The sequence below is a fragment of the Pseudomonas flexibilis genome (assembly GCF_000802425.1).
In the GTDB taxonomy this organism is placed as follows: domain Bacteria; phylum Pseudomonadota; class Gammaproteobacteria; order Pseudomonadales; family Pseudomonadaceae; genus Serpens; species Serpens flexibilis.
This window is the reverse complement of sequence record NZ_JRUD01000024.1, coordinates 109830-127092: the sequence shown is the minus strand read 5'-3', so window position 1 is coordinate 127092 and position 17263 is coordinate 109830. Positions and strand designations below refer to the sequence as shown.

General features: G+C 68.8%; 19 protein-coding genes and 1 pseudogene. 10 read left to right on the top strand and 10 right to left on the bottom strand.

Annotated elements, in window-relative coordinates:
- Nucleotides 1-97: 97 nt before the first annotated feature.
- A complete protein-coding gene (locus tag SF06_RS14755; RefSeq protein ID WP_027588677.1) occupies nt 98-640 on the top strand; it encodes a gamma carbonic anhydrase family protein in 543 nt (180 codons plus the stop codon).
- On the top strand, nt 640-1299 hold the full coding sequence (locus tag SF06_RS14750; RefSeq protein WP_027588676.1) for an HAD family hydrolase: 660 nt from the start codon (nt 640-642) through the stop codon (nt 1297-1299). Before SF06_RS14755 ends, SF06_RS14750 begins: the two co-directional genes overlap by 1 nt.
- Nucleotides 1300-1359: 60 nt before the next feature.
- Here SF06_RS14750 and SF06_RS14745 read toward each other — a convergent pair whose 3' ends face one another.
- Nucleotides 1360-2514, bottom strand: a complete 1155-nt coding sequence (locus SF06_RS14745; protein ID WP_052199843.1) for an aminopeptidase — start codon at nt 2512-2514, stop codon at nt 1360-1362.
- Between the two features lies 1 nt (nt 2515).
- On the opposite strand from SF06_RS14745, the gene SF06_RS14740 reads away from it, so the two are divergent.
- From SF06_RS14740 to SF06_RS14730, 3 genes are read left to right on the top strand one after another with little or no spacing between them, the layout of a single operon-like run.
- A complete protein-coding gene (locus tag SF06_RS14740) occupies nt 2516-2923 on the top strand; it encodes a PA0061/PA0062 family lipoprotein (RefSeq protein WP_027588675.1) in 408 nt (135 codons plus the stop codon).
- A 1-nt stretch (nt 2924) separates the two neighbouring features.
- Nucleotides 2925-3338, top strand: coding sequence for a PA0061/PA0062 family lipoprotein (locus SF06_RS14735; protein ID WP_039562323.1), 414 nt, complete (start codon nt 2925-2927; stop codon nt 3336-3338).
- A gap of 18 nt (nt 3339-3356) precedes the next feature.
- Complete coding sequence (locus SF06_RS14730) at nt 3357-4352, top strand: LLM class flavin-dependent oxidoreductase (protein WP_039562321.1); 996 nt, start codon at nt 3357-3359, stop codon at nt 4350-4352.
- Nucleotides 4353-4365: 13 nt separating this feature from the next.
- Here the strand turns inward: SF06_RS14730 and SF06_RS14725 are convergent, their stop codons facing one another.
- The 4 genes and pseudogenes from SF06_RS14725 to SF06_RS14710 form a co-directional block, all read right to left on the bottom strand.
- On the bottom strand, nt 4366-6462 hold the full coding sequence (locus tag SF06_RS14725; RefSeq protein WP_039562320.1) for an acyltransferase family protein: 2097 nt from the start codon (nt 6460-6462) through the stop codon (nt 4366-4368).
- 135 nt (nt 6463-6597) lie between these two features.
- A pseudogene (locus SF06_RS18780) lies at nt 6598-6816 on the bottom strand (DUF1161 domain-containing protein); the annotation flags it as partial.
- 10 nt (nt 6817-6826) lie between these two features.
- Nucleotides 6827-7042 carry a dodecin gene (locus SF06_RS14715; RefSeq protein ID WP_027588671.1) on the bottom strand — a complete coding sequence of 72 codons (216 nt, stop codon included), beginning with the start codon at nt 7040-7042 and terminating at the stop codon, nt 6827-6829.
- A 107-nt stretch (nt 7043-7149) separates the two neighbouring features.
- The gene (locus tag SF06_RS14710) at nt 7150-8034 is read right to left on the bottom strand and encodes a LysR family transcriptional regulator (RefSeq protein WP_039562319.1); all 885 of its coding nucleotides are present in this window, start codon (nt 8032-8034) and stop codon (nt 7150-7152) included.
- A 109-nt stretch (nt 8035-8143) separates the two neighbouring features.
- On the opposite strand from SF06_RS14710, the gene trpB reads away from it, so the two are divergent.
- Entirely contained in the window at nt 8144-9355 is a 1212-nt protein-coding gene (trpB, locus tag SF06_RS14705; RefSeq protein ID WP_039562318.1) for a tryptophan synthase subunit beta, read from the top strand.
- The gene (trpA, locus tag SF06_RS14700; RefSeq protein WP_039562316.1) at nt 9352-10161 is read left to right on the top strand and encodes a tryptophan synthase subunit alpha; all 810 of its coding nucleotides are present in this window, start codon (nt 9352-9354) and stop codon (nt 10159-10161) included. The genes trpB and trpA overlap by 4 nt, the downstream gene beginning before the upstream one ends.
- Before the next feature lie 123 nt (nt 10162-10284).
- On the opposite strand, the gene SF06_RS14695 is transcribed toward trpA, so the two are convergent.
- Complete coding sequence (locus SF06_RS14695; RefSeq protein ID WP_039562313.1) at nt 10285-11124, bottom strand: autotransporter outer membrane beta-barrel domain-containing protein; 840 nt, start codon at nt 11122-11124, stop codon at nt 10285-10287.
- A 227-nt stretch (nt 11125-11351) separates the two neighbouring features.
- Here SF06_RS14695 and SF06_RS17775 point away from each other — a divergent pair, with 227 nt between their 5' ends.
- Both SF06_RS17775 and SF06_RS14685 read left to right on the top strand, forming a co-directional pair.
- Nucleotides 11352-11927: a hypothetical protein gene (locus tag SF06_RS17775; protein ID WP_052199837.1), complete on the top strand. Its 576-nt coding sequence runs from the start codon at nt 11352-11354 to the stop codon at nt 11925-11927.
- A gap of 75 nt (nt 11928-12002) precedes the next feature.
- The gene (locus SF06_RS14685; protein WP_052199836.1) at nt 12003-12347 is read left to right on the top strand and encodes a hypothetical protein; all 345 of its coding nucleotides are present in this window, start codon (nt 12003-12005) and stop codon (nt 12345-12347) included.
- Here the strand turns inward: SF06_RS14685 and aroE are convergent.
- Together aroE and hemF are read right to left on the bottom strand one after the other, a co-directional pair.
- A complete protein-coding gene (aroE, locus tag SF06_RS14680; protein ID WP_039562312.1) occupies nt 12320-13135 on the bottom strand; it encodes a shikimate dehydrogenase in 816 nt (271 codons plus the stop codon). The two genes, SF06_RS14685 and aroE, sit on opposite strands and share 28 nt — an antisense overlap.
- Before the next feature lie 73 nt (nt 13136-13208).
- Nucleotides 13209-14120 (bottom strand): oxygen-dependent coproporphyrinogen oxidase, encoded by a 912-nt coding sequence (hemF, locus tag SF06_RS14675; protein ID WP_039562310.1) that lies wholly within the window; start codon nt 14118-14120, stop codon nt 13209-13211.
- A gap of 112 nt (nt 14121-14232) precedes the next feature.
- On the opposite strand from hemF, the gene SF06_RS14670 reads away from it, so the two are divergent.
- Complete coding sequence (locus tag SF06_RS14670) at nt 14233-15210, top strand: NADPH:quinone reductase (RefSeq protein ID WP_039562307.1); 978 nt, start codon at nt 14233-14235, stop codon at nt 15208-15210.
- Nucleotides 15211-15388: 178 nt separating this feature from the next.
- Here the strand turns inward: SF06_RS14670 and tsaC are convergent, their stop codons facing one another.
- Together tsaC and dprA are read right to left on the bottom strand one after the other, a co-directional pair.
- Complete coding sequence (gene tsaC / locus SF06_RS14665) at nt 15389-15946, bottom strand: L-threonylcarbamoyladenylate synthase type 1 TsaC (RefSeq protein ID WP_027588663.1); 558 nt, start codon at nt 15944-15946, stop codon at nt 15389-15391.
- Nucleotides 15947-16016: 70 nt separating this feature from the next.
- Nucleotides 16017-17120 (bottom strand): DNA-processing protein DprA, encoded by a 1104-nt coding sequence (dprA, locus tag SF06_RS14660; RefSeq protein WP_039562305.1) that lies wholly within the window; start codon nt 17118-17120, stop codon nt 16017-16019.
- Between the last annotated feature and the right edge of the window lie 143 nt (nt 17121-17263).

Genomic DNA, 17263 nt, shown 5'->3' with positions numbered 1-17263 from the left:
ACCTGTGGAGGAAGTGATGTGGGACAGGGTAGGCAACGTCCACTTGCCCGGCATCTTAATTACAATCGCCCACTCTCGCAGCTCAGGAGAGCATATCGTGGCCATTCGTTCCTACCGCAACCACACGCCCCGCCTCGGCGAGCGGGCCTTCGTCGACGCCAGCGCGGTGCTGATCGGCGACATCGAACTCGGCGCGGACAGCTCGGTGTGGCCGCTGGCGGTGATCCGCGGCGACATGCACCGCATCCGCATCGGCGCGCGCACCAGCATCCAGGACGGTTCCGTCCTGCACATCACCCACGCCGGGCCGTACAACCCGGAGGGTTATCCGCTGACCATCGGCGACGAGGTCACCGTCGGCCACAAGGTGACCCTGCACGGCTGCACCCTGGGCAACCGCATCCTGGTGGGCATGGGCGCCATCGTCATGGACGGCGTGGTGGTGGAGGACGAGGTGGTGATTGGCGCCGGCAGCCTGGTGCCGCCGGGCAAGCGGCTGGAAAGCGGCTATCTGTATGTGGGCAGCCCGGTGAAGCAGGCCCGTCCGCTGAGCGACGCGGAAAAGGCTTATTTCAGCTACACCGCCGGCAACTACGTGAAGCTGAAGGATCAGCACCTGGCAGAAGGGTACGACCGCTAATGCACCACGACACCATTCTCTTCGACCTCGACGGCACCCTGACCGACCCCCGCGAGGGCATCACCCGCTCGGTGCAGCACGCCCTGGCGCAACTGGGCATCCACGAGCCGGACCTGGCCGCCCTGGAGCATTTCATTGGCCCGCCGCTGCTGCAGTGCTTCATGAGCAGCTATGGGATGGACGAGGAACGGGCCTGGCAGGCGGTGCATCACTACCGCGAGCGCTTCCGCGTTACCGGCCTGTACGAGAACCGCCCGTTCGACGGTATCGGCACGCTGCTCGAAGAGCTGCGCGGGCAGGGCCGCCGCCTGTTCATCGCCACCAGCAAGCCCACGGTGTTCGCGGCGGAGATCGCCCGGCACTTCGGCTTCAACCAGCATTTCGAGCGCATCTACGGCAGCGAGCTGGACGGCACGCGCACCGACAAGCGCGAGCTGATCGGCTACCTGGTGGAGAGCGAAGCGCTGGACCCGGCGCGCACGCTGATGATCGGCGACCGCAAGCACGACCTGATCGGCGCCCGTCACAACGGCCTGGCCTGCGCCGCCGTGGGTTACGGCTTCGGCAGCCGCGAGGAGCTGCTGGCCGAGGCGCCGGACTGGCATTTCGAAAGCCTGGACGCGCTGCGCAGCGCCTTTCTGGGCAGCCAGGCCGCCTAGATCGGCGGACTTCTGCCGCGATGGGGCGCCACGCCTGAAGCGTCGCGGCTGAAGCCCCGGCTACGGGTTTTCCGTTCCCGTCGGCGGCCGGTCGAGTTCCCCGCCCCCCTGCAATGCAGCCAGCCGGCTGCGGCGCTGCTCGGCGGACACCCCGCCGAGCTGGCGCACCGCCTCGTGGAAGGCCGACCAGTCCTCGCCCACCTCGGCGAACAGCCGCGCGAAGGCCGGCACCCACTGGTCGTACAGCGCGAAGGGCAGCAGGCTGGCGTTGTTCAGCGGCCCGGCCATGAAACGGTCGAAATTGGCCACCTGGTCGGCCTCGCGCAGCCGGCGGTAGTCGGCCCGCAACTGTGCCAAGGCCTCGGCCTTGGCCTGACGCAGCGCCTCCACCGAGCGCGGCGCGGCATAGAGCACGCGCAGGCGTTCGCGGGTGTCCAGAATCAGCACAACGAACGCCCGGTGCCGTTGCTCCGCCGCGCCATCGGGCGCCGGCAGGCCACGCCGCGCGCGCCACTCGCGCAAGCCCTGACGCTCCACGAAGCTGGCGTAGGACTCGTTGAACGCCGTGTCGCCCGGCAGGTAGAAGCGCTGGTGCGCCAGTTCGTGGAAGATCAACCCGGCCAGTTGCTCGTCGTCGCGGCGCAGCATGCTGCTGAGCAGCGGATCGGCAAACCAGCCCAGGCTCGAGTAGGCGTCCACGCCGCCCAGCCACACATCCAGGCCGCGGGCGCGTAGCCGCGCGGCGGCGGCTTCGGCCAGCTCGAGGCGGAAGTAGCCCCGGTAGGCCACACAGCCGGCCAGCGGGAAGCATTGCGGACTGGCCTCCACGGAAAATTCCGGCGTGGCCATCAGACTCCAGAGCACATGGGACCGGTCCAGCTCGACGTAGCTCAGGTAGCTGCGGTTGTCGGGCAGCCCCAACACCTGGCTGGCGAAATGCCGGGCCTGCACGGCGACGCCCAGACGCGCGCGCAGCTGCGGGTCGCGCCGTTGGTCGGAAAGCACCTGAGTGATCGGCTCACGCTGGCGCAGGAGTTGCAGCTGGCCCGTTGCCATCTGGTGGTAGTAGCCAAGATTGACGCAACCGCTCAGCCAGAGGCACAGCAGCCAGGGAACCGCACGGCAGGACCAGCGGTCGAGAACCCTGAATCGCCGCGCTTTCCCGCTGGCCGCTGTAGGTTTTCCTGGCCCCCTACGCCGTCGACCGGAGTCCATCATGCGCGTCACCCTGCTGAGTCTCTGCCTGCTGGTCCTACCGGGCTGCTCCCTGCTGTCGGGCCCCGACGCCGAGCGCGCCTGGGTCGACCTGCAAAGCGCCGCCGATAATCGCCTGGTCACCCTGGAGCTGGACGGCTCGCCGTGGCGCAAGAACCACTTCCGGCTGGCGCCCGGCGCCCACCAGTTGGCGGTGCGCTACCAGTTCGACGTCAATCCCCGCGACATCGGCGGGGACACTCCCCACCGTCGCGATTGCCGGCTGACCCTGGCGTACGACGACTTTACCCCAGGCCAACGCTACCGCCTGCAAGCCGGGCAGCATGGCTTCCGACCCTGGATCCGCCTGTACGATCCCTACGACCGCCTGGTCGCACGCGGCGCGGAACAGGGCTGTCGCGGCGGCTAGCATGCGCCCCGTCGCGTCCTTGCTCGGACTGCTGCTCGGCGCCTGCGCCGCACCGGTCCCGCCGGCCGATCCCGGGCAGGCGCGGATCAGCCTACGCGCCGCCCCGGCCGATGTGCTGAGCGCCCAGCGACTGGACGGGCAGCGGCTCGCCGACGGTCGCTATGTTGACGTGGCGCCCGGCACCCATGAGCTGCAACTGCGCTACCAGTACGACAGCCGGCAGGGCAGCGGCCTGTTCGGCGAGCCGCGCCGGGTCACCTGCGAGCTGCGCCTGCGTTATGCCCACTTCCAGGCCGGCCGGGACTATCGTTTCGAAGCCCGCCCGCTGGCCCTCAAGGCCCAGGGCTGGTTATACGACCAGGACGGCACCGAGCCGCTGGCCCGCGCGGAAGTGGTACGCTGCGGGCCGTTTTGACCGACCGGGAGTCCCGCCATGCGTCGCCTTGCCGATACCCGTTTCTCCATCCTCGATCTGGCACCGATCCGTGACGACGGCACGCCGGCCGACGCCCTGCACAATGCCCTGGCGCTGGCGCGGCATGCCGAGTCGCTGGGTTTCGAGCGCTTCTGGGTGGCCGAACACCACAACATGGACGGCATCGCCAGCTCGGCCACCGCCGTGCTGATCGGTTATCTGGCCGCCGGCACCTCGCGCATCCGCCTCGGTGCCGGCGGCGTGATGCTGCCCAACCATTCCCCCCTGGTGGTCGCCGAACAGTTCGGCACGCTGGAAGCGCTCTATCCGGGGCGTATCGACCTGGGCCTGGGCCGCGCGCCCGGCGCCGACCCGTTCACCGCGCGCGCCCTGCGCCGCGATCGTCTGGGCAGCCCGGACGATTTCCCCCAGGACGTGGAGGAACTGCAGGCCCTGCTCGGCCCGCGCCAGCCCGGGCAATCGGTGATTGCCATGCCGGGCATCAACAGCCGCGTGCCGATCTGGCTGCTCGGCTCCAGCCTGTTCAGCGCCCGTCTGGCCGCCGCCAAGGGGCTGCCCTACGCGTTCGCCTCGCACTTCGCACCGCAGTACATGCACCAGGCCATCGCCCTGTACCGCGAGGAGTTCCAGCCCTCGGACGTGCTCGACCGCCCGCAGGTGATGCTCGGCGTGCCGCTGGTGGCGGCGGACAGCAACGAGGAAGCCGAGTACCTGGCTACCACGCTGTACCAGCGCGTGCTGGCGCTGATCCGCGGCCACAGCCTGCGCATGCAGCCGCCAGTGGCCGACATGCGCGACCTTTGGCTGCCCCAGGAGCAGGAGGCGGTGAACAATTTCCTTGGCGTGGCGGTGATCGGCGGACCCGAGCGGGTTCGCGAGCGCCTGGAGCGGCTGCTCGACCGCACCCAGGCAGACGAACTGATCTTCACCTGCGACCTCTACGACAACGCCGCGCGCCTGCGCAGCCTGGACGTCCTGACCAACCTGCGCTGATCCGGCGATCCGGCTATGGCCCGCGCCGCGGTAGCACCGGCGCCTGGGTTTCGAGCGCCGCCTGCACGGCCGAAGCCATGTAGTGGACGAAGGAGCGTGTCAGGTGGTCTCGATCGCGCCACATCAGGTGGCCGTCGAAGTACGCCGGACAGCGCCCGTCCACACACAGCAGGTGGCTCAGGTCCAGGGCGTGGAAGCCCGGCAGCCGCTCCTCCAGCGCGCGCGCCGGATTTACCACCAGCAGCACCTCCTGCATCGGCCGCGCACAGCGGCTGGCGCGCGCCGGGTTCTGCCAGACGCAAGCACTGGGGTCGCGGCGGAACCAGGGATTGTCGCGGATACCGATCACCGGGATGTCCAGTGCCAGGACCTTCCTCAGACTTTCCACCAACCCGTCCGGCACAAACTCGACAGCGTCCGCCCGGCCTGGCGAGAAGGAACGGGTCGCGGTGGTGATCACCACGTTCGGCCGCAGCGCCGCCAGCACCGGCAGCAGGCCGGCATTCCACCGCCGGCAGTCCTCGCTGCGCGACGCCACCGGCTGATAGCCCAGCGAGCAGGCCGACATGACAATGGTGACCAGCCGGAACCCGTAGCGGCGGCCGATCTCCGAGAAGGCCGGCTCCCATTGCGAAGCGTGGGAACCACCGACCAGCGCCACCAGCGGCGCGGCTTCGAGGTCGCCGAAGGTGCACAGGATGATCTCTGCGCTGAACATGCCACGGTCACAGCTTTCCCGCGCGGCGGGACTGATGTCGCGCTTGACGCCCATGAAACGCGCCAGCGACACGCTGCGGGCGTTGTCCTGCAGGCTGATGCGGCTGCCGGTGAAGAAGCCCCGGGATTCGCCGCCCTGTTCCGCCATGCGCAGCCGGTCGAGAATCACATGCTTGCCCCCTACCCAGAGCGCGAATACCGGCATCAGGCACAGCACACCGAGCATGAAGGCGCGCCAGGGGTGGTTGCGCGGGATGCGACGCGCCGGTGTCTCCACCAGCAGGCTGGTGAGGATGGCCAGCAGCAGCGACAGCCCGATCACCAGCAGGCCCTGCGGCAGGTTGACCTGATCGACCCCGTGCAGGTGCAGCATGAAGACCAGTACCGGCCAGTGCCACAGGTAGAGGGTGAAGGACACGCCTCCCAGGTACACCAGCTGGCGGGTGGACAACAGTCGCTGGATTACCGAGGCCTCGCGGCGGGCGCCGCCATACAGCAGCAGGGCGGCGGCCAGCACCGGCAGCAGCGCGGCCACGCCCGGGAACGGCATGTCCCGAGGCACCAACACGCCGGTGCCCAGCAGCAGGACCAGCCCCAGGCCAGACAGCGTCAGGCTCAGCCGGCGGCCGGGCCCCGAGAGCAGGGGCAAGGCCAGCGCCAGCAGGGCACCGACGAGAAACTCCCAGAGTCGGGCCAGAGGATTGAAGTAGGCGCGCACCGGGTTTGCCTCGGTGGCCGACAGGCCATAGGCGAAGGAGAGCAGGGCCCCGCCGCCGATGACCAGCAGCAGCGGCCAGCGGGAGCCGAAGTGGCGCGCCAGCCACAGGGCGACGCCCAGCAAGCCGGGCAGCAGCAGATAGAACTGCATCTGCATGGACAGCGCCCAGAACTGCTGGAAGGGGCTGGGCGGCATGTGGCGATCCAGATAGTTCGCGCCGCTGCGCATCAGGTGCAGATTCTCCAGCTGCAGGGCGCTGAACAGCAGGTCGTCGATCACGGTGCGCCAGAGCGGCGCAGGAACGTACAGATAGCCAAACAGCAGGGTGCACAGCAGGACCAGATACGCCGCCGGGGCCACCCGCTTGACCACGCCGGCCCAGAACTCGATCGGTCGCAGGCGCCCGCCATTGGCGGCCTGGCGCAGCAGCAGGCCGGCCATCAGGTAGCCGGACACCACGAAGAACACGTCGACGCCGCCGGATACCTTGTGGACCCACAGGTGGAAGATCAGGATCAGCAGGGCGCCCAGGGCGCGCATGCCCTGCACGTCGTCACGAAACCGATTGTCCTGGTAGGGGCGCAGCAGCGCCCGTCGGTCGGTTGCGGAAAGCGCCTGATAGCCGCGCTGGATCAGCTCTTCCGCCGCACTGCCAGTCGCTCCTCCGTGAGCCATGGCGAGGGCGCCCGATCAGGGCAACGGCCGGATCGGCTCGGGCAGCGACGTCGGCCCGGCATCCCGCTCATCCTCAGGCAGGGGCGCCGTGTCGGCGTCCTCATCGTCCGGCAGCGTATCGGGCAGTTCGGCGCGGCCGCGCCGATAGAGGATTTCCTTGCTGCCCCCTTCGCAGGTCCCGACTACGGTCCAGCCCACCGCCCCTCCGGGGTTGGTGATTTCCAGCTGGTATTCATGCACGCCCCGGGCTTGCAGCTTGGCGGCGATCTCCGCCTTGAGCTCCTCGCAGGGCTTGGACGCAGCCTGGAGCTCAGTGCCTAGCAGCATCAGCCCGAGGATCGGCAACAGGTTCATGGCGGCCTCCTCAGCTGTTGGCGATGCGGAAGCCGACCTTGAGCGTCACCTGGAAATGCCCGACCGCGCCGTTGACGATGTGCCCGCGCGTGCTGACCACTTCGAACCATTCCAGCAGGCGCAGACTCTTGCCCGCCTCGGTCAGCGCACTCTGGATGGCGTCTTCGATGCTGGTGGGGGAGGTGCCGACCAGCTCGACCAGCTTGTAGGTGTGATGATCCGACATGTCGCCGCTCTCCTGATGAAGGGCCCTGGCCCGTACGGTCATGGACAGCGGACCGCTGGATGAGTGCGCCCGCATGGGCTGGGGAACAGCATAGAAAAGCCTTGCCGTTACGCCAGCGCGGCACGCAACCAGTCGGCCAGTCGCTCGGCGCGCCGATCCAGGCGCCGGCGCGGTACCCAGAGGGCCAGCCGCGCCGGGGTCTCCACGAAGCCCCAGGGCGCCAACAGACGGCCGGCGGCCAGGTCGTCGGCCACCAGCTGCTGCGGGGCGATGGCCACGCCCAGGCCGGCCAGCGCAGCTTCCAGCAGGTAGTAGAGGTGCTCGAACCCCTGGCCAAGGCGCAGTTGCCCCGGCTGCAGCCCCTGGCTGCGCAGCCAGGTGGGCCACGCCTGGGGCCGCGAGACGGTGTGCAGCAGCGCCTCATCAAGCAGCGCCTCCGGCGGCGCCGCGCCCAATTGCGCCGCCCGGGGATGGTGCGGACTGAGCACCGGACCGATGCGCTCGGCGGCCAGCTCGAACACGGCAACATCGGCCGGCCAGGGCGGCTCGGCAAACCACAGGGTGGCGTCCAGGCCGGCGCGGCGCGGGTCCAGCTCACCTTCGCTGGCCGACAGCTGCAGACGTAACTCCGGCAGCTCGCGCTGCAGGCGATCCAGGCGTGGGATGAACCAGCGCGCCAGCAGGCTGCCCGGGCAGCCGAGCACGAAGGGCGCCTCGCTGGCCTGGTGTTGCAGTTCGGCGCACAGCGTGGTCAGCCGCTCGAAGGCCTCGCTGGCCACCGCGCCGAGACGGGCGCCGGCATCGGTGAGTTTTACGCCGCGCCCTTCCTTCTCCAGTAGTGCCACGCCGAGGGTCTGTTCCAAGTTGGCGAGCTGCCGACTGACCGCCCCATGGGTAACGTGTAGCTCGTCGGCCGCGCGTTTCAGGCTACCTAGGCGCGCCACGGCCTCGAAGGCGCGCAGGGCATTGAGCGGGGGAAGCGAGGCGGTCATAGGTGATATTTCCTGACGAATTGCGGCAATCTTATCGCTTTTTAAGGCATCGGGGATTGGTTAAGGTCTGACCATCGCTGCAACGCCCCTCGAATCCAGGAGCCTACCCATGACCTCATTACGCAACGGACCCGACGCCAAGGGCCTGTTCGGCAGCTTCGGCGGCCAGTACGTCGCCGAAACCCTGATGCCGCTGATCCACGAACTGGCCGCCGAATACGAGAAGGCCAAGCAGGATCCGGCGTTCCTCAAGGAACTGGCCTACTTCCAGCGCGACTACATCGGCCGCCCGAGCCCGCTGTACTTCGCCGAACGCCTCACCGAGTTCTGCGGCGGCGCGAAGATCTACCTCAAGCGCGAGGAGCTGAACCACACCGGCGCGCACAAGATCAACAACTGCATCGGCCAGATCCTGCTGGCCAGGCGCATGGGCAAGCAGCGCATCATCGCCGAGACCGGCGCCGGCATGCACGGCGTGGCCACCGCCACCGTGGCCGCACGCTTCGGCATGCAGTGCGTGGTGTACATGGGCACCACCGACATCGACCGGCAGCAGGCCAACGTGTTCCGCATGAAGCTGCTGGGCGCCGAGGTGATTCCGGTCACCGCCGGCACCGGCACCCTCAAGGACGCCATGAACGAGGCGCTGCGCGACTGGGTGACCAACGTGCACGACACCTTCTACCTGATCGGCACCGCCGCCGGCCCGCACCCGTACCCGGCCATGGTGCGCGACTTCCAGTCCGTCATCGGCAAGGAGACCCGCCAGCAGATGCAGGAACAGGAGGGCCGCCTGCCCGACAGCCTGATCGCCTGCATCGGCGGCGGCTCCAACGCCATCGGCCTGTTCCACCCGTTCCTGGATGACGCCTCGGTGCAGATCGTCGGTGTGGAAGCCGCCGGCCACGGCATCGACACCGGCAAGCACGCCAGCAGCATGAACGGCGGCACCCCGGGCGTGCTGCACGGCAACCGTACCTTCCTGCTGCAGGACGACGACGGGCAGATCATCGATGCCCACTCGATTTCCGCCGGCCTCGACTACCCGGGCGTCGGCCCCGAGCACGCCTGGCTGCACGACATCGGCCGCGTCGAGTACGTGCCGATCACCGACGACGAGGCGTTGGCCGCCTTCCACCAGTGCTGCCGCCTGGAAGGCATCATCCCGGCGCTGGAGTCGTCCCACGCGCTGGCGGAGATGTTCAAGCGCGCGCCGCAGCTACCCAAGGACCACCTCATGGTGGTCAACCTGTCCGGCCGCGGCGACAAGGACATGCAGACCGTGATGCACCACCTGAAGCTTGAGGAGACCCGCGCATGAGCCGCCTGCAGACCCGCTTCGCCGAACTGAAACAGCAGAATCGCGCCGCGCTGGTGACCTTCCTGACCGCCGGCGACCCGGACTACGCCACCGCCCTGCACATCCTCAAGGGTCTGCCGGACGCCGGCGCCGACGTGATCGAGCTGGGCATGCCGTTCACCGACCCGATGGCCGACGGCCCGGCGATCCAGCTGGCCAATATCCGCGCCCTGGGCAATGGCCAGAACCTGGCGAAAACCCTGCAGATGGTCCGCGAGTTCCGCGAGGACAACCAGACCACGCCGATCGTGCTGATGGGCTACTTCAACCCGATCCACCATTACGGCGTGCCGCGCTTCATCGAGGACGCCAAGGCCGCAGGCGTGGACGGTCTGATCGTGGTCGACCTGCCTCCGGAGCACAACGCCGACCTGTGCGACCCGGCCCAGGCCGCCGGCCTCGACTTCATCCGCCTGACCACGCCGACCACTGACGATGCACGCCTGCCGGTGGTGCTCAACGGCAGCTCCGGCTTCGTGTACTACGTGTCGGTGGCCGGGGTGACCGGCGCCGGCTCGGCGAGCATGCAACAGGTCGACGAAGCCGTCGCCCGCCTGCGTCGCCACACCGACCTGCCACTGTGCATCGGCTTCGGCATCCGCACCGCCGAACACGCCGCCGACGTGGCCCGTCGCGCCGACGGCGTGGTGGTCGGCTCGGCGCTGGTCGACCGCATCGCCAAGGCCGACACACCCAAGCAGGCCATCCATGACGTGCTGACGCTGTGCAGCGAGCTGGCGGCCGGGGTGCGCGGGGCGCGCGGCTGACCTCTGGTTCCAGCGCAACGAAAAAGCCGCTGCGTCCGGGAGGGCGCAGCGGCTTTTTCATGCCTGCCCTGCGCCGAAGCACCACAAGCGCAGGGCGGTCAGCGCCGTTCAGGCCGGCGCGGTTCAGAACGCCAGCTGGACCTGCAGCGACGCCGTGTTGGCGTGGAAGTCTGCGCGGGAGTAGTAGCCGTAGCTGGCGCCGAGGGTGAAGCCGCCCAACTGGTAATCCATGCCCAAGCCCAACTGGTAGCTGTTGCGGTCGCGCCGCGCCCCGCCGCTCAGCAACGGCGCTCCATCGATCACGTACACGGCTGCGGTGTCGATACGGTCATCCATCAGCTCGTGGTAACGCATCAGGCGAATGGTCTGGACCAGTTGGCCCTGGTCGAGGGGCACGCGCCCGACCAGGTGCACGCCGGCGCCCAGCTCTCCCACCTCCTGACGCTCGACGCGGCCCGCATCGTCGATATCCACCTGGCTGTAACGCGCCAGCACGCGCGGAATCACATGCACGGTGCCCTGCAGATGATGCCGATAGGCCAGGGTCAGGTTCGCGCCCAGCAGGCTACCGTCGTAGTCGTCCGCCGGTCTCAGCCGGTGTTCGGCCTTGCCATACTCCATACTACCCAGCACCTGCAGATTGCCGTGCTCGAAGCCGCCGTTCAGAAACCCCTGCCAGGTGTCGGCGTGCAGGCGACCGCCACTGGCATCCCGGGCATCGGTGCTCAGCTGACGGTAGCCGACACCCAGTGTCCAGCGCTGGCTCAGGCGGGCATCTACACCGACGGCCGCGCCACGGCTGTAACTGATGTGGCCGTCGTGGCCGTCACGCCTGCCCTGGTCGGTTTCGCTGTACAACCCTGCCACCCATACGGCGGGCGCAGCGTGGGACAGCACCGGCAACCAGACACCGGCCATCAGCAGAACAGCAGCGCGCAGCGGGGCAAAACGAATAGGGGTCACAACCGGGCTTCCTTCCTGAATGAGCCGCGTATTAATAGCAAAAAGCTATACGACTGGCAGCTCTATTGAAGCGAACCCGCGTCTATTGCGTTGCAGTGTGTAAGTCACCGCTGACATTACGCAGGCGAAGGTAAAAGTCATCTGACAGGCCTCCCTCAGCCTTGGCTAGGGTTAGGATGCCAGCGCACCCGGTTCACTCGCCGGACTCATCCTTCAAGGAGACGACCATGCAAGCGTCCCGTCTGGCCGTCTCATTCGGCCTGCTGCTGACCCTGGGCAGCTCCCTGGCGCTGGCGGCGCCGGGCTACGAGCAGTCGCACCATCCGCCCCCGCGTCATGCCGCGCCGCCGCCCTACACGGCCGTGATGCCCGGCTGGCAGCAGACCGCACCGGAGCGCAAGCCGCAGCATCAGGCACCGCACACTGGCCGGCAACCGGCCATGCAGTCCGGGCCTCCACCACGCCATCAGGCCCATCCAGGGGCCCGTGCGCACCAGCCGCCGGTCAAGCACGCGCGCCCGGCGCATCAGGCGCCCCGTCCACCAGCGGATTTTCGACCGGTGCGCGTACAGATCCACGCCAACCGCCATCACATCGGCTACGGCCCGACGCCGCTGCCGCATGTACATATCGTGCGCGGCAAGCCGCTACCGCCCGGCTGGGGGCGGCGCCTGAACGCCCAGCAGCACCGTTACGTGCCGCATTACCGGGGTCATGAGTGGCGGCGCGCCGGCGGCGATCTGGTACCGGTGGTGCTGGCCACCGGCATCGTCCACGAGATCCTGCACGACGTGCGGCGCTGACACCGGCCATCCCGCCGGTCGCACCTCCCGGACGGTGTCAGGTCTGTTGAGCTGACACTCACGGGAGGATCCATCATGTCCTGGTTCGGCAACCACTCATCATCGACCCAGACCGACGTCGAAGCAGAGCTGACGCGCCTGCGGCGCGCCCTCGAGGAACTGAGCCGTGAACACCTGCGCGGCCAGCATGGCTTGTCCGGCTTGCGCAGCCGGGCCGAAGCGCTGTGGCAGGATCGCGACTGGCACGCCAGAGATCTGCTGGACAGTACCCGGGCGGCCGGGCGCGCGGCGCAGGACTGCGCGCGCCAGCATCCGCTGGCCGGCGTGGCGCTGCTGCTGGGGATCGGCGCGGCGATCGGCTGCTATGCCTATTGCCGGCGCCACCCGGAGCACTACAGCAACTGGCGACGCAACATCTGAAGGACCGGCTCCGCCTGGGGGCGCACACCGCGCCACAGGAAGAACGCTTCCGCCGCCTGCTCGACCAGCATGCCCAAGCCGTCGCGGGTCACCGCGCCGTGGTCTGCGGCCCACTGGTTGAAGGCGGTTGGCCGGGCGCCGTACATCATGTCGTAGCACAGGGTATGGCCGGGACGGATCAGGTGCGGATCGATCGGCGGCACGTCGCCGGCCAGGCTGGCCGAGGTGCCGTTGACGATCAGGTCGAACGGCTCGCCCGCGTAATCGAACCCACAGGCGCGCAGCGGGCCGAGGTCGGCGAAGGCCTCGGCCAGGGCTTCGGCCTTGGCCGGCGTGCGGTTGGCGATCAGCAGTTCCGCCGGCCGCTCGGCAAGGAAGGGTTCGAGGATGCCCCGCACCGCGCCGCCGGCGCCGAGAATCAGGATGCGCTGGCCGCGCAGGGCAACACCGGCGTTGTGGGTCAGGTCGCGCACCAGGCCGGCGCCATCGGTGTTGTCGCCGAGCAGACGGCCATCGTCGAGCTTCTTCAGGGTGTTCACCGCGCCGGCGCGCTGCGCGCGCGCGGTCAGGGTGTCGGCCAGGCGAAACGCCTCTTCCTTGAACGGCACGGTGACGTTGCCGCCCAGGCCGTTGCGGAAGAACGCGCGGGCGAAACCGGCGAAATCATCCAGTGGCGCCAGCAGTGCCTCGTAGGTCAGCGCCTGGCCGGTCTGTTCGGCGAACAGGCGGTGGATCAGCGGGGATTTGCTGTGGGCGATGGGGTTGCCGAAGACGCCGTAGCGGTCCATGAAAGGCTCCAGACTGCAAACATGAAAAAGGCCGACGATGGCCACGGCACGCCGTGACCACCCTACGCTGCGACTAGGACGCCAGCCAGTCGCGGGCGGTTAGAAAGTGCTCGGTCAGCCGCGCCTCTTCGCTGCCCGGCTCGGGGTGCCAGTCGTAGCCCCAGCGCACCTTGGGCGGCAGCGACATGAGGATCGACTCGGTGCGTCCGCCCGACTGCAGGCCGAACAGGGTGCCACGGTCGAACACCAGGTTGAACTCCACGTAGCGGCCGCGCCGGTACTCCTGGAAGGCTTTCTGGGCTTCGGTGAACGGCGTGGCCTTGCGGCGCTGCACGATCGGCAGGTAGGCCTCCAGATAGGCGTCACCGATGGCACGCAGGAAGGCGAAGCTGGTGTCGAAGTCCCAGTCGTTCAGGTCGTCGAAGAACAGCCCGCCGATGCCGCGCGGCTCGTTGCGATGCTTGAGGAAGAAGTAACGGTCGCACCAGGCCTTGAAGCGCGGGTAGACATCCGCGCCGAACGGCGCGCAGGCGTCGCGGGCCACGCGGTGCCAGTGCACGCAGTCTTCCTCGTGGGCGTAGTAAGGCGTCAGGTCGAAGCCGCCGCCGAACCACCACACCGGCTCGGCGCCTTCCTTCTCGGCGCAGAACAGTCGCACGTTGGCGTGGGAGGTGGGCACGTGCGGGTTATCCGGGTGGATGACCAGCGACACGCCCATGGCCTGAAAGCCGCGCCCGGCCAGTTCCGGCCGGTGGGCGCTGGCCGACGGCGGCAGGTTGTCGCCGAACACGTGGGAGAAGTTCACGCCGCCCTTTTCGATCAGCGCGCCGTCACCGATCACCCGCGTGCGGCCACCGCCGCCGGCCGGGCGCTGCCAGGCGTCCTCGACGAAGCGCGCGCGGCCGTCCTCGGCCTCCAGCGCGGCACAGATACGGTCCTGCAGGTCGAGCAGGTAGGCTTTGACGGCATCGAGCGGGACACTCATGAACCCAGCACCTTGGCGAAGTTGGTAAACAGGCGCGAAAGCATACCATCCGCGCGGTTGACGCCGGTGTCGGGGAGGGTTTCGATAGGCGCTTTTCCTGTGGAGATCCAGAATGGCCAAGCGTATCCAGTTCAGCGCCCACGGCGGCCCCGAGGTCCTCGAGTACCGCGACTACGCGCCCGCCGCGCCCGGCCCCCATGAAGTGCGGGTGCGCAACCGCGCCATCGGTCTGAACTTTATCGACACCTATTTCCGCAGCGGGCTGTACGCGCCGCCGGCGCTGCCGTCCAGCCTGGGCACCGAAGGTGCCGGCGAGGTGGAGGCGCTGGGCAGCGCGGTGACCGGCTTCAAGGTCGGCGACCGGGTCGCCTACGCCACCGGCCCGCTGGGCGCCTACAGCGAGCTGCATGTGCTGCCGGCCGACAAGCTGGTCAGACTGCCGGAGGCCATCTCCTTCGAGCAAGCCGCCGCGGTGATGCTCAAGGGGCTGACCGTGCAATACCTGCTGCGCCAGACCCACGAACTGCAGCCGGGCGAGTTCTGCCTGTTCCACGCCGCCGCCGGTGGCGTGGGTTCGCTGGCCTGCCAGTGGGCCAGGGCCATCGGCGCCAAGCTGATCGGTGTGGTCGGTTCGGCGGAAAAGGCCGAGCGCGCCAAGGCACTAGGCGCCTGGGCGACCATCGACCGCAGCCGCGAGGACATCCGTCAGCGCGTGCTGGAGCTGACCGGCGGCGCCAAGTGCCCGGTGGTCTACGACTCGGTGGGCAAGTCCACCTGGGAAATCTCCCTGGACTGTGTGGCGCCGCGCGGCCTGCTGGTCAGCTTCGGCAATGCCTCCGGTGCGGTGAGCGGCGTCAACCTGGGCGTGCTGGCGCAGAAGGGATCGCTGTACGTCACCCGTCCGACCCTGGCCGGCTACGCCAACACTCCGGACCGCTTGCAGGCGATGGCCGACGAGCTGTTCGGCATGATCACCCGCGGCCAGATCCAGGTGGAAATCAGCCAGCGCTATGCGCTGGCTGATGCCGCCGAGGCGCAGCGGGCGCTGGCGGCGGGGGAGACGGTGGGGTCGACCATCCTGCTGCCGTAGTCGTTGGCGAAGGGGGGAAGCCGTTGGCATCCATCGCGGCTGAAGCTGCTCCCAGAGGTTCCGTGCAACCGTAGGGTGGACAACGTTTTCCTTGTCCACCAACGCGCCGGCCCGGCGCGCCTCGGCGACCAGAACAGCGCTGACCGCTACGGAACGTGCGCGGCGGGAGGCGTACCGCTCAGGACGGGCGGATCACCTTGCCGGTGGCCAGATCGCGGATCAGGCTTGGATTGCGCCGACCGCCCAGCTCGCCACCCAGCAGGCCATCCAGCTGGTTGTGGAAGTACTGTTCGACGCGCAGGCGGCTGCGCGCCGAAGGACGCCCGGCCGGATTGGCGGAAGTGGAGACCAGCGGGCCGGTGTGGGCGCACAGGGCCCGCACCAGCGGATGGTCGCTGACCCGCAGCGCCACGGTGGCATGCCGCCCGGTGATCCAGGCGGGCAGGCGGTTCTGATGGGGCACCAGCCAAGTGTTCGGACCCGGCCAGGAATCGGCCAGGCGCAGCAGCCATTCGCCGGGCAGGTCGTTGAGCAGGAAATCGAACTGGGTGGCGCGGGCGGCCACCAGGATCAGCCCCTTGTGCATGGGTCGCGACTTGAGGGCCAGCAGACGGCGCACCGCCGCCTCGTTCCAGGGATCGCACCCCAGGCCCCAGACCGCTTCGGTCGGATACGCGATCACCCCGCCACCCTTCACCACGCCCGCCACCTGGCGGATGCGCCAACTGCTGTTCATGCCACTCGCTCTACCGAAAAAACCGGGCGCGCAGTGTACCGCAAGCGCCCGTCCGCGTTGCGCTGCGCCGCTATTTGGCCAGCCCGCTCCAGATGCCCGCCTGACAGGCCACCCGGCCATCGATCTCCAGCTCGGTCAACTCGGCCAGCACCCGCGCCATCGGCCAGCCACTGGCCACCGCCAGCGCTTCGCTGCTGTGCGGGGCGGCCCACAGCAGGGCAAGCAGCGGATGCTGCTTCTGTTCGGCCGACTGCGCGCCAGACGGAGCGACAGGCGCAAGTCGCTGCCAGCCGCGCAGTTGCTGGAGGATGTCATCGACGCTTTCCACCAGGCTGGCGCCGTCGCGGATCAACTGATGGCAGCCGCGCGCGCCCGGATGGTGAATCGAACCCGGCACGGCGAACACCTCACGCCCCTGATCCGCAGCCAGTCGCGCAGTGATCAGCGAACCACTGGAAGGACTCGCCTCGATCACCAGCACACCCAGCGACAGCCCACTGATGATGCGATTGCGGCGGGGAAAATTGGCCGGCAGCGGTGGCGCATCCAGCGGCTGTTCGGAAACCAGCGCGCCGCCCTCGGCGCGCATGCGTTCGGCGAGACGCCGATGTCGGGCGGGGTAGAGGCGCAGCAGCCCGGAGCCGAGCACGCCGATGGTTCCGCCGCCCGCCTGCAGCGCGCCCTCGTGGGCGGCACCGTCGATGCCCAGCGCCAGCCCGCTGGTGACCACGAAACCGCCACCGGCCAGTTCCCGGGCGAAACGGCCGGCACATTCCAACCCCGGCCGCGAGGCGTTCCGGCTGCCGACGATGGCCAGCTGCGGACGCTCCAGCAGCCCCGGATCGCCGGCGACGAACAGCAGCGGCGGGGCGTCATCCAGCTCGGCGAGCAGCGCCGGATAGCCGGGGTGGTCCCAACACAGCAGGTGCTGGTCGGGCTGCTGCAGCCAGGTCAGAGCGTCCTGCGCAGACTGGCGCACCAACGCGCTGCGACGCGCTTCCGCGCACACCGCCGGCAGCCCCAGTGCGCGCCAGGCGGAGGCCGGCGCGCTAAGGGCGGCACTGGCGGTTTCGAAGGCCTGCAACAGGCGCCGGAAACGACGCGGGCCCAGTTCCGGCAAGGCGTGCAGACGCAGACGCGCTTCCAGTTCGGCAGGCGAAGTCAGGTGGTTCATGCGATCGTCCCTGATCGGCTCAGAAAGGCTGCAAGGATAGCCGCGGGTAACGACCGACGCCCTGTGCACACCGCTTCGGCGGCCAAGCACTGCGTTATCCGTCCTACACGGCGGGGCACCAGTGATCGTAAGGTGGTCACGAA

What these genes read in the sequence shown, in the direction of transcription:
- SF06_RS14750 (WP_027588676.1), top strand. Translation starts at nt 640, where the DNA reads ATGCACCACGACACCATTCTCTTCGACCTCGACGGCACCCTGACCGAC.
- SF06_RS17775 (WP_052199837.1), top strand. Translation starts at nt 11,352, where the DNA reads ATGCAAGCGTCCCGTCTGGCCGTCTCATTCGGCCTGCTGCTGACCCTG.
- SF06_RS14670 (WP_039562307.1), top strand. Translation starts at nt 14,233, where the DNA reads ATGGCCAAGCGTATCCAGTTCAGCGCCCACGGCGGCCCCGAGGTCCTC.
- SF06_RS14740 (WP_027588675.1), top strand. Translation starts at nt 2,516, where the DNA reads ATGCGCGTCACCCTGCTGAGTCTCTGCCTGCTGGTCCTACCGGGCTGC.
- hemF (WP_039562310.1), bottom strand. Translation starts at nt 14,120, where the DNA reads ATGAGTGTCCCGCTCGATGCCGTCAAAGCCTACCTGCTCGACCTGCAG.
- tsaC (WP_027588663.1), bottom strand. Translation starts at nt 15,946, where the DNA reads ATGAACAGCAGTTGGCGCATCCGCCAGGTGGCGGGCGTGGTGAAGGGT.
- dprA (WP_039562305.1), bottom strand. Translation starts at nt 17,120, where the DNA reads ATGAACCACCTGACTTCGCCTGCCGAACTGGAAGCGCGTCTGCGTCTG.
- SF06_RS14710 (WP_039562319.1), bottom strand. Translation starts at nt 8,034, where the DNA reads ATGACCGCCTCGCTTCCCCCGCTCAATGCCCTGCGCGCCTTCGAGGCC.
- SF06_RS14735 (WP_039562323.1), top strand. Translation starts at nt 2,925, where the DNA reads ATGCGCCCCGTCGCGTCCTTGCTCGGACTGCTGCTCGGCGCCTGCGCC.
- SF06_RS14730 (WP_039562321.1), top strand. Translation starts at nt 3,357, where the DNA reads ATGCGTCGCCTTGCCGATACCCGTTTCTCCATCCTCGATCTGGCACCG.
- SF06_RS14685 (WP_052199836.1), top strand. Translation starts at nt 12,003, where the DNA reads ATGTCCTGGTTCGGCAACCACTCATCATCGACCCAGACCGACGTCGAA.
- aroE (WP_039562312.1), bottom strand. Translation starts at nt 13,135, where the DNA reads ATGGACCGCTACGGCGTCTTCGGCAACCCCATCGCCCACAGCAAATCC.
- SF06_RS14725 (WP_039562320.1), bottom strand. Translation starts at nt 6,462, where the DNA reads ATGGCTCACGGAGGAGCGACTGGCAGTGCGGCGGAAGAGCTGATCCAG.
- trpA (WP_039562316.1), top strand. Translation starts at nt 9,352, where the DNA reads ATGAGCCGCCTGCAGACCCGCTTCGCCGAACTGAAACAGCAGAATCGC.
- trpB (WP_039562318.1), top strand. Translation starts at nt 8,144, where the DNA reads ATGACCTCATTACGCAACGGACCCGACGCCAAGGGCCTGTTCGGCAGC.
- SF06_RS14715 (WP_027588671.1), bottom strand. Translation starts at nt 7,042, where the DNA reads ATGTCGGATCATCACACCTACAAGCTGGTCGAGCTGGTCGGCACCTCC.
- SF06_RS14745 (WP_052199843.1), bottom strand. Translation starts at nt 2,514, where the DNA reads ATGGACTCCGGTCGACGGCGTAGGGGGCCAGGAAAACCTACAGCGGCC.